Below are 8,806 nucleotides of genomic sequence, written 5' to 3'. Positions count from 1 at the left end.
GGCGGGGACGCGGTGCAGGGGTGTAACTAAAGTGCGCGCGGTCGGTGACGGACCGCGCGCAGATTGTACGACTCGACGGGCTGGATCAGGAGCTGAGCTGCAGGCGCAGCCAGAGCCCGATCCCGACGATGCACGCGAACCAGACGATCCCGACCAGAATTGTGTACCGGTCGAGGTTCTTCTCGGCCACCGACGAGCCGGCCAGGCTGGAGCTGACGCCGCCGCCGAACATGCTCGACAACCCGCCACCCTTACCTCGGTGCAGCAGGATCAGCAGGGTGAGCAGGATGCTCGTGATGATCAACAACACGATCAACGTGTACGCGAACGCGATCGGCATGGCGGGGGTCAGTCCTCTCGTAGCGATCAGCTGCCCGGGCTGGTCGGGCATCGTGGCACCGGCCAGCGGACGGGCAGCGTCAAGAATAGCGAGCGATCAGCGGGCGATGTGCTCCGGGAACCGGCAGATCTGCGCGAATTCCTCGGCGTCCAGGCTGGCGCCCCCGACCAGGGCCCCGTCCACGTCCGGCTGGGCCATGATCGCGGCGATGTTCGACGCCTTGACCGACCCGCCGTACAGGATCCGGACCTGCTGGGCGGTGTTCTCGTCGAAGGTCTCACCGAGCCGCTTGCGCACCTCGCCGCAGACCTCCTGCGCGTCCTCCGGGGTCGCCGTCTTGCCGGTGCCGATCGCCCAGACCGGCTCGTACGCCACGACGACCTTGGTGACCTGCTCCGCGGTGAGCCCCCGGAGCGCGCCGTCGAGCTGGTCGCAGCAGTGCGGCACGTGCCGGAGCTGCTCCCGGACGTCCAGACCCTCGCCGATGCACAGGATCGGCGTGAGCCCGTGGGACAGCGCGGCGTTCACCTTGTCGTTGACCAGCGCGTCGTCCTCGTGGTGGTACTGCCGCCGCTCGGAGTGGCCGACCACCACGTAGGTGCAGCCCAGCTTGGCGAGCATCGGCCCGGAGATGTCCCCGGTGTACGCGCCCGACGGGTACGGCGACAGGTCCTGCGCGCCGTAGCCGATCAGCAGCTTGTCGCCGTCCACCGCGGTCTGCACGGTACGCAGGTCGGTGAAGGGCGGCAGGATCACCGTCTCGACGTCGGTGAGCTGCTTCTCGGTGAGGCTCGCGGCCAGCTTCTGCACCAGCAGGTTGGCCTCGAGGTGGTTCAGGTTCATCTTCCAGTTGCCGGCCATCAGCGGCCGGCGGGTGGTGCTCGCCATTCAGCTCTCCAGGGCCGCGATGCCGGGGAGGGTCTTGCCCTCCAGGTATTCCAGGGAGGCGCCACCGCCGGTGGAGATGTGCCCGAACGACGACTCGTCCAGACCCAGCGCCCGCACCGCCGCGGCGGAGTCGCCGCCCCCGACCACGCTGAACGCGTCGGCCTTGGTGATCGCCTCGGCGACCCCGCGGGTGCCGTTGGCGAACGCGGCCATCTCGAACACACCCATCGGGCCGTTCCAGAAGATGGTCTTCGCCTGCGACAGGGCGGCCGCGAAGCCGGCCACCGTCTCCGGGCCGATGTCCAGGCCGAGCCGATGGCTCGGGATGCCGTCGGCCCGCACGACGTCGTGGTCGGCGTCGGGGGCGAAGGCGGTCGCGGCCACCACGTCGACCGGGAGCATGATCTTGCCCGGCTCGCGCTCCATCAGGTTGCGGCAGGTCTCGACCATCTCCTCCTCGAGCAGCGAGGTGCCCACCTCCAGGCCCTGGGCCTTGAGGAAGGTGAAGCACATCCCGCCGCCGATCAGCAGCCGGTCGACCGTGGGCAGCAGCGCCTCGATCACGGCCAGCTTGTCGGAGACCTTCGAGCCGCCCAGCACCACCACGTACGGCCGGTCCGGCTCGCCGGTCAGCTTGCTGAGCACCTCGACCTCGCGCAGCACCAGCCGCCCGGCGAAGTGCGGCAGCCGGGCCGGCACGTCGTGGACGCTGGCGTGCTTGCGGTGCACCGCGCCGAACGCGTCGTCGACGTACGCGTCGCCGAAGGCGGCCAGTTGGTCGGCGAAGGCGCCCCGCTCGGCGTCGTCCTTGCTCGTCTCGCCCTTGTTGAAGCGCAGGTTCTCCAGCAGGGCGACCTGGCCGTCGGCCAGGCCCTCCACGGTGGAGCGGGCGGAGTCGCCGACGGTGTCCTCGGCGAAGTGGACCGGGGCGCCCAGCAGCTCGCCCAGCCGGGCGGCGACCGGGCGGAGGCTGAACGCCGGGTCCGGCGCGCCCTTCGGGCGGCCCAGGTGTGAGCAGACGACCACCTTGGCGCCGGCCTCGACCAGCGCGCCGAGCGTGGGCAGGACGGCCCGGATCCGGCCGTCGTCGGTGATCTCACCGGTCTGCTTGTCGAGCGGGACGTTCAGGTCGGCGCGCACCAGCACGCGCCGACCCGACACCCCCTCGCCGAGCAGGTCGTCGAGGTTGCGGATGCTCACAGCGACGAACCCACCAGCTTGACCAGGTCGACCAGGCGGTTCGAGTAGCCCCACTCGTTGTCGTACCAGCCGACGACCTTGACCTGGTTGCCAATGACCTTGGTCAGCGGCGCGTCGAAGATGCAGGACGCCGGGTCGGTGACGATGTCCGCGGAGACGATCGGGTCCTCGTTGTAGCTGAGGATGCCCCGCAGCGGGCCCTCGGCGGCGGCCTTCAGCGCCGCGTTGACCTCGTCCACGGTGGTCTCCCGGCCGACCTCGACGGTCAGGTCGGTGGCCGAGCCGGTCGGGATCGGCACGCGCAGCGCGTAGCCGTCCAGCTTGCCCTTGAGCTCCGGCAGGACCAGGCCGATCGCCTTCGCGGCGCCGGTCGAGGTCGGCACGATGTTGAGCGCGGCGGCCCGGGCCCGACGCAGGTCCTTGTGCGGCGCGTCCTGCAGGTTCTGGTCCTGCGTGTACGCGTGGATGGTGGTCATCAGACCCTTGGTGATGCCGAACGTGTCCTGCAGGACCTTGGCCATCGGGGCCAGGCAGTTGGTGGTGCAGGACGCGTTCGAGATGATGTTGTGCTTGGCCGGGTCGTACTGGTCCTGGTTGACGCCCATGACCACGGTGACGTCCTCGTTCTTCGCCGGCGCGGAGATGATGACCTTCTTGGCCCCGCCGTCGATGTGCGCCTTCGCCTTGGTGGCGTCGGTGAAGAAACCGGTGGACTCGACGACGACGTCGACGCCCACCTCGCCCCACGGCAGCTTGCCGGGGTCCTTCTCCTCGAACACCTTGATGGCCTTGCCACCCACGGTGATCTCGTCGGCGCTGGCCTTCACCTCGTGCGGCAGGCGGCCCAGGATGCTGTCGTACTTGACAAGGTGGGCGAGCGTGGCGTTGTCGGTCAGGTCGTTGACCGCGACGACCTCGATGTCAGCGCCGGACGCCAGCACTGCCCGGAAGAAGTTACGGCCGATCCGGCCGAAGCCGTTGATGCCAACCCGGATGGTCACAGGTCCCATCTCCTCGCGTTCTGGTCCGCCGGCGTGAGACACCGGCCGGCGGAGATGTGTTCGCCGACCGTTGGAGCCGGCCGTTGACGGTTCATCTCGGCCACCCCGCCGCGGTCCTGGGGACCTGACCGCCCGAGGCGGTGAGTCACGGCGAGGAGTGCCTGTGCCGGCCCCCTTGCCGTACGCAGCGACCTTATCCGAGCGCGCGCCGCCGCGCTGCGGCGGGTGGAGATCAGCCGCGGCGCAACGCCTCACCGTCCTATCAGACCACGAGCATGTCGGGCGTGACGGCCGCTTCCGTATCCGGGATGCCCAGGTCGCGGGCCCGCTTGTCGGCCAGCGCGAGCAGCCGGCGGATGCGGCCGGCGATGGCGTCCTTGGTCAGCGGCGGGTCGGCGAGGGCGCCCAACTCCTCCAGGGAGGCCTGCCGGTGCTCCAGGCGCAGCCGACCGGCCGAGGTGAGGTGGTTGGGCGCGTCCTCGGCGAGGATCTCCAGCGCCCGGGTGACCCGGGCCGCGGCGGCCACCGCCGCCCGGGCCGAGCGGCGCAGGTTGGCGTCGTCGAAGTTGGCCAGCCGGTTGGCGGTCGCCCGGACCTCCCGGCGGACCCGCCGCTCCTCCCAGGCCAGCACGCTGGAGTGGGCGCCGATGCGGGTGAGCAGCGCGGCGATCGCGTCGCCGTCCTTGACCACCACCCGGTCCACCCCGCGCACCTCGCGGTTCTTGGCGGTGATGCCGATCCGGCGGGCCGCGCCGACCAGCGCGAGGGCCGACTCCGGACCCGGGCAGGTGATCTCCAACGCGCTCGAGCGGCCCGGCTCGGTGAGCGACCCGTGCGCCATGAACGCGCCCCGCCACGCGGAGACCGCGCAGCAGACGTTGGCCGCCACCACGTGCGGCGGCAGGCCGCGCACCGGGCGGCCCCGCACGTCCAGCAGGCCGGTCTGCCGCGCGAGGGCCTCGCCGTCCTTCACCACCCGGACGATGAAGTGGCTGCCCTTGCGCAGCCCGCCCGAGGCGAGCACGTGGATCTCACTCGGGTAGCCGTAGACCTCGGCGATCTCCCGGCGCAGCCGCCGGGCCACCGCCCCGGTGTCCAGCTCCGCCTCGACCACCACGCGGCCCGACACGATGTGCAGGCCGCCGGCGAACCGCAGCAGCGCGGCCATCTCCGCCCGCCGGCAGCAGGGCTTGGGCACGTCGACCCGACTCAGCTCGTCCTTGACCGCAGCCGTCATCGCCATAGTGCGCCCCCTCACGGACCGGTTCCGGCGTGTCGCCGGTGATTACGTACGTGTCTAACGATCGGCGCCCAGGACAGGCACCAGCGCGGCGCCCAGCGCGGCCGGATCATGACGGGGCGTGCCGTCCGGGACGGCGACGGGGGCGAGGACCAGCCGGGCACCCAGCGATTCTGCCGCACGTCCGACCGCCTCGGGGTCACCCACCGCCGTGGAATCAGCCAGCACCATGTCCACCTTCAGCTCGGGCAGATAGCGCCCGAGGGTGTCCAGATGGTCGGCGAGGGAGAGCCCGTGGGTCTCCTTCTCCGCCACCAGGTTGAGGGTCACCAACCGGCGCGCCGAGCTGGAGACGATCGCGTCGGCCAGCCCCGGCACCAGCAGGTGCGGCAGGACGCTGGTGTACCAGCTGCCCGGGCCGAAGATCAGCCAGTCCGCGTCGCGGACCGCGGTCAACGCCTCCGCGCAGGCCGCCGGCGCCGCCGGGGTGAGCCGCAGCGCCTCGACCCGCCCGGTGGTGACCGCCACCTGGTGCTGGCCGCGCAGCGTGCGTACCTCGTCGGGGGCTGCCGGGTCGGCGCCGCGCACCCGGGCCTCGATGCCGACCGGCTGCCGGGACATCGGCAGCACCCGGCCGACCGCGCCGAGCATCGCGCCGGCGTGGTCGAGCGCGGCCACCGGGTCGCCGAGCAGCTCCATCAGCCCGCAGATCAGCAGGTTGCCGACCGCGTGGCCGGCGAGCGAGTCGGCCGCGCCGCCGGCCACGTGGGCGAGGCCCGCGTCGAAGCGGTGCTGGAACAGCGCGGCGCTGCGCCGGGTGGCCGGGTGGTCACCGGCCAGGGCGACCAGCGCCTGCCGCAGGTCGCCCGGGGGCAGGCCGCCGCGCTCGGCGCGCAGCCGGCCGCTGGAGCCGCCGTCGTCGCCCACGGTGACCACCGCGGTGATGTCCAGGTCGAGTTCGGGTACGCAGCGCCGCAGCGCGCGCAGCGAGGCGGAGAGTCCGTGGCCGCCGCCGAAGGCGACCACCCTGATCGGCCTCATTCCCGCCCCAGGTCCCGGTGCTGGGCGTTGGCGGCGATGCCGGACCGGCGCAGCCGGGCGGCCAGCTCCTCGGCGATCGCGACGCTGCGGTGCTTGCCGCCGGTGCAGCCCACCGCGACGGTCAGGTAGCGCTTCCCCTCCCGCTCGAAGCCGGCGGTGGTGGCGTTGACCAGGTCCGCGTACCCGGCCACGAAGGCGTCCGCGCCCTCCTGGCCCAGCACGTACGCGCTGACCGCCTCCTCGCGCCCGGTGTGCTCGCGCAGCTCCGGCACCCAGTACGGGTTGGGCAGGAACCGGGCGTCCATCACGAAGTCGGCGTCCGGCGGGAGGCCGTACTTGAAGCCGAAGGAGAGCACGGTGATCCGCAGCCGGCGGGAGTCCTCCCCGCCGAAGAGCTCCTCGACCCGGCGGCGGAGCTGGTTGACGTTGAGGTGGCTGGTGTCGATGATCACGTCCGCCTGGTCGCGGGCCTCCTCCAGCAGCGCGCGCTCCACGGCGATGCCGTCGGCCAGCCGGCCGTCGCCCTGCAGCGGGTGGGAGCGGCGGACGCTCTCGAACCGGCGGATCAGCACGTCGTCGTCGGCGTCGACGAAGACCACCCGGGGCTGGAAGCCGCGCTCGCGCAGCTCCCGGATCGCCCCGGCCAGGTCGGTGGAGAAGGCGCGGGAGCGGACGTCCAGCACCATGGCCGTACGCCGGGCCGCGCCGCCGGCCTTGAAGGCCAGCTCGGCCATGTCGAGCAGGAGCGCCTGGGGCAGGTTGTCGACCACGTAGTAGCCGACGTTCTCCAACGCCCGGGCCACCGTGCTGCGGCCCCCGCCGGAGAGGCCGGTGACCACCACCAGGGTGGTCTCCGCCTCGGTCGGCGCCGGCTGTCCGAGGGCTGTCTCCGTACCGGTCGGCACCAGGTCGCCCGTCCGCGCCTCGCTCACCCCGTCACCCCCAAGCCGTGGCGCCGCGGCCGCCCCCGGCCGCGCATGGTCAGTCAGCGACTCTAACGGCTGCACACCCGTCCGGGATTCCACGGGTGACGACCCGAACAGGTACTTGTCCCTTTTGCCCGGGGTCCGAGCCCGGCCCCGGTCGTACTTCCGACGCCGCGTCGTCCGACCCGCACGCTTTTCGATCCGGGCGGCGACGCGTCCGTCGGGGAGCGGGCGGTGTCGGAGGACGCTCGTAGACTGCGCGGATGGTCTCCCCCACCGATGAGCGGACCGAGGACGCGCTGCGGGTGCTCAACCGGGTGTTCGGTTACGACGCCTTCCGCGGTTTCCAGCAGGAGGTCGTCGAGCACGTGGTGGCCGGCGGCGACGCGCTGGTGCTGATGCCGACCGGCGGCGGCAAGTCGCTCTGCTACCAGATCCCGGCGCTGGTCCGCGACGGTGTCGCGGTGGTCGTCTCGCCGCTGATCGCGCTGATGCAGGACCAGGTCGACGCGCTCACCGCCGTCGGCGTCCGGGCCGGCTTCCTCAACTCGACCCAGGACCTCACCGAGCGACGCCGGGTGGAGGCGGCGTTCCTCGCCGGCGAGCTGGACCTGCTCTACCTGGCGCCGGAGGCGCTCGCGGTCCGGTCCACCCTCGCCCTGCTGGAGCGGGGCCGGATCGCGCTCTTCGCGATCGACGAGGCGCACTGCGTGTCGCAGTGGGGGCACGACTTCCGCCCCGACTACCTCAACCTGTCGATGCTGCACGAGCGGTGGCCGGCGGTGCCCCGGATCGCGCTGACCGCCACGGCGACCCGGGCCACCCGCACCGAGATCGCCACCCGGCTGCGGCTCACCGACGCCCGGCACTTCGTGGCCAGCTTCGACCGGCCCAACATCCAGTACCGGATCGTGCCCAAGCGCGAGCCCCGCAAGCAACTGCTCGGCCTGCTGCGCGACGAGCACCCGGGCGACGCCGGGATCGTCTACTGCCTCTCCCGCGCCTCGGTGGAGAAGACCGCCGAGTTCCTGGTGCAGAACGGCGTCCCGGCGCTGCCGTACCACGCCGGTCTGGACGCGGCGACCCGCGCGGCCAACCAGCAACGCTTCCTCCGCGAGGACGGGCTGGTCATGGTCGCCACCATCGCCTTCGGCATGGGCATCGACAAGCCGGACGTGCGCTTCGTCGCCCACCTCGACCTGCCCAAGTCGGTGGAGGGCTATTACCAGGAGACCGGCCGCGCCGGGCGGGACGGGCTGCCGTCGACCGCCTGGCTCGCGTACGGGCTCCAGGACGTGGTGCAGCAGCGCAAGATGATCGAGACGTCCGAGGGCGACCTGGCGCACCGGCGTAACCTCGCCGCCCACCTGGACGCGATGCTCGCCCTCTGCGAGACGGTCCGCTGCCGGCGCGCCCAGCTGCTCGAATACTTCGGCGAGACCGCGACCGGCGGGTGCGGCAACTGCGACACCTGCCTGGAGCCGCCGGAGTCCTGGGACGGCACCGTCGCCGCGCAGAAGCTGCTCTCCACCGTCTACCGGCTCGACCGGGAGCGCAACCAGCGGTTCGGCGCCGGGCACAGCATCGACATCCTGCTCGGCAAGCGCACCGACAAGATCGACCAGTACGGCCACGACACGCTGACCACCTTCGGCATCGGCACCGAGCTGCGCGAGGCGGAGTGGCGGGGCGTGGTCCGGCAACTGCTCGCCGAGGGCCTGCTCGCGGTCGAGGGCGACTACGGCACGCTCGCGCTCACCGAGGCCAGCGCCGAGGTGCTGAGCCGCCGCCGTACGGTCACCCTGCGGCGCGAGCCGGAGCGGCCCGCGTCCGGCCGGTCGGCCAAGCCGCGGGGCGCGGCGACCGTGGTCGCCGACCTCGCCCCGGCCGCGGTGCCGGTCTTCGAGCGGCTGCGCGCCTGGCGGGCGGCCACCGCGAAGGAGCAGGGCGTGCCCGCGTACGTGATCTTCCACGACGCCACCCTGCGGCAGATCGCCGGCGAGGCACCGGCCTCCCTGGCCGAGCTGTCCCGGGTCAGCGGCGTCGGCGAGAACAAGCTCGCCAAGTACGGCGAGGCGATCCTCGGGGTGCTCGCCGAATCCTGAGAGATGCCGAAAGGGCCCGACCCCCGTGGGGGTCGGGCCCTTTCGCGTGTTGCTCGGATCGTCAG

The 8,806-nt window shown here is 72.3% G+C and carries 8 protein-coding genes; 1 reads left to right on the top strand and 7 read right to left on the bottom strand.

The features are described from left to right. Positions 1 to 85: 85 nt before the first annotated feature. From secG to rapZ, 7 genes are all read right to left on the bottom strand, one after another. Positions 86 to 340, bottom strand: coding sequence for a preprotein translocase subunit SecG (gene secG, locus ACWEVO_RS21230; RefSeq protein ID WP_452309262.1), 255 nt, complete (start codon positions 338 to 340; stop codon positions 86 to 88). A 96-nt stretch (positions 341 to 436) separates the two neighbouring features. Further along, positions 437 to 1,228, bottom strand: a complete 792-nt coding sequence (gene tpiA / locus ACWEVO_RS21225; protein WP_452309260.1) for a triose-phosphate isomerase — start codon at positions 1,226 to 1,228, stop codon at positions 437 to 439. Then, positions 1,229 to 2,428 carry a phosphoglycerate kinase gene (locus ACWEVO_RS21220; RefSeq protein ID WP_452309259.1) on the bottom strand — a complete coding sequence of 400 codons (1,200 nt, stop codon included), beginning with the start codon at positions 2,426 to 2,428 and terminating at the stop codon, positions 1,229 to 1,231. After that, positions 2,425 to 3,429, bottom strand: a complete 1,005-nt coding sequence (gene gap / locus ACWEVO_RS21215) for a type I glyceraldehyde-3-phosphate dehydrogenase (RefSeq protein ID WP_452309258.1) — start codon at positions 3,427 to 3,429, stop codon at positions 2,425 to 2,427. The genes ACWEVO_RS21220 and gap overlap by 4 nt, the downstream gene beginning before the upstream one ends. 262 nt (positions 3,430 to 3,691) lie before the next feature. Beyond that, complete coding sequence (whiA, locus tag ACWEVO_RS21210) at positions 3,692 to 4,672, bottom strand: DNA-binding protein WhiA (RefSeq protein ID WP_088999356.1); 981 nt, start codon at positions 4,670 to 4,672, stop codon at positions 3,692 to 3,694. 54 nt (positions 4,673 to 4,726) lie between these two features. After that, positions 4,727 to 5,710 carry a gluconeogenesis factor YvcK family protein gene (locus ACWEVO_RS21205; protein ID WP_452309257.1) on the bottom strand — a complete coding sequence of 328 codons (984 nt, stop codon included), beginning with the start codon at positions 5,708 to 5,710 and terminating at the stop codon, positions 4,727 to 4,729. Then, positions 5,707 to 6,615, bottom strand: coding sequence for an RNase adapter RapZ (gene rapZ, locus ACWEVO_RS21200; protein WP_452309261.1), 909 nt, complete (start codon positions 6,613 to 6,615; stop codon positions 5,707 to 5,709). Before rapZ ends, ACWEVO_RS21205 begins: the two co-directional genes overlap by 4 nt. Before the next feature lie 284 nt (positions 6,616 to 6,899). Here rapZ and recQ point away from each other — a divergent pair, with 284 nt between their 5' ends. Beyond that, complete coding sequence (gene recQ / locus ACWEVO_RS21195) at positions 6,900 to 8,741, top strand: DNA helicase RecQ (protein ID WP_452309256.1); 1,842 nt, start codon at positions 6,900 to 6,902, stop codon at positions 8,739 to 8,741. Positions 8,742 to 8,806 lie beyond the last annotated feature (65 nt).

The sequence above is a fragment of the Micromonospora sp. NPDC003776 genome, assembly GCF_053605645.1.
This window is presented reverse-complemented; position numbering and strand designations above follow the sequence as displayed.

Excerpts from the sequence above, each read along its gene's own strand:
- ACWEVO_RS21205 (WP_452309257.1), bottom strand. The coding sequence starts at position 5,710 with ATGAGGCCGATCAGGGTGGTCGCCTTCGGCGGCGGCCACGGACTCTCC.
- tpiA (WP_452309260.1), bottom strand. The coding sequence starts at position 1,228 with ATGGCGAGCACCACCCGCCGGCCGCTGATGGCCGGCAACTGGAAGATG.
- secG (WP_452309262.1), bottom strand. The coding sequence starts at position 340 with ATGCCGATCGCGTTCGCGTACACGTTGATCGTGTTGTTGATCATCACG.
- whiA (WP_088999356.1), bottom strand. The coding sequence starts at position 4,672 with ATGGCGATGACGGCTGCGGTCAAGGACGAGCTGAGTCGGGTCGACGTG.
- recQ (WP_452309256.1), top strand. The coding sequence starts at position 6,900 with ATGGTCTCCCCCACCGATGAGCGGACCGAGGACGCGCTGCGGGTGCTC.